At 74.4% G+C, this 659-nt stretch carries 1 protein-coding gene; it reads left to right on the top strand.

Going from position 1 to position 659, the window contains the following annotated elements:
- Positions 1-144: 144 nt before the first annotated feature.
- A partial coding sequence (locus tag G6R25_RS24435; protein ID WP_163554700.1) for a PrgI family protein occupies positions 145-659 on the top strand: 515 nt, incomplete at its 3' end.

The following is a 659-nucleotide window of genomic DNA, read 5'->3' as shown; positions in this document are numbered from 1 at the left end:
GGCCCCGCCGCCACCGCGCCGACCGCGCCCGCAGGCACCACGTCCTGCCGTGCCACAAGCGGCACGCCAGCCACGCCCGCCGGCGCCACGTCGTGCGGTTCCGATGCCGCGCTTCACCGCACCACCACCCGGAGGTCAGCGACCGTGACGCATCCCGTCCACATACCCGCCGATGTTGACCGTGAGGACCGGATCGTCGCGAACCTGACCGCCCGTCAGGTGCTGATCCTCGCGCTGACCGCCATGGTGCTCTACCTCGTCTGGGCGGCGACCCGGACTCTGGTGCCGCTGCCGGTGTTCGCGGTGTTCGCGGTGCTCGCCGTGCCCGTCGCGGCTGGCGCCGGTGTCCTCGTACTGGGCCAACGCGACGGGCTGTCCCTGGATCGGCTGTTGGCCGCCGCGATCCGCCAGCGGACCAGCCCGCGTCACCGGATCAACGCCCCCGAAGGTGTGATCGCACCACCGTCCTGGCTGGCCGCCCGTGCCACCAGCGGCGCCGGTGACCGACGGCCGGCCGCGGACGCACAGAATGCGGCGCCGCTGCGGCTGCCGGCCCGCACCGTCACCGGCCAGGCCGGGGTTGGCGTGATCGACCTCGGCGGCGACGGTCTGGCGGTCGTCGCGGTCGCGAGCACGGTGAACTTCGCGCTGCGCACCCC

It is taken from the genome of Candidatus Frankia alpina (assembly GCF_902806485.1).
In the GTDB taxonomy this organism is placed as follows: Bacteria; Actinomycetota; Actinomycetes; order Frankiales; family Frankiaceae; genus Frankia; species Frankia alpina.
Note: the sequence above shows the minus strand (reverse complement) of the source record. Positions and strands in the feature narration are given on the sequence as shown.